Annotated in this window: 1 protein-coding gene; it reads right to left on the bottom strand. The window is 34.9% G+C overall.

The features are described 5' to 3' along the window. On the bottom strand, positions 1–269 hold a 269-nt coding region (locus SB689_RS23225; protein ID WP_410694414.1), incomplete at both ends, for a hypothetical protein.

A 269-nucleotide genomic window follows, 5' to 3' on the forward strand; every position in this document is an offset into this window, starting at 1 on the left:
GTTCCATTGATGGTTCCTCTTGCCAGAACTGTATCTTTTTTTATAAGCTCAGTAATAGTTTCAATTTTAAAATCCTTTAATGAAATGTTTAAAGGGCTACTTGGGTTGTTACTTTCCGATTGAATAGAGACTTGGCTGGCCCCATTTGTTAGCGTGAAATTATCTGCCAGTATTCCTTTGTTGCTAATTTGGATTTTATTGTTTTCTGCAACATTCCAGTCCGTATAGTTTAGCTTTAAACCATTTGGATTCAGGGAAACTTCTGTAAT

Origin of the sequence: Chryseobacterium sp. SIMBA_038, from assembly GCF_046535115.1 — a bacterium.
GTDB lineage: Bacteria > Bacteroidota > Bacteroidia > Flavobacteriales > Weeksellaceae > Chryseobacterium.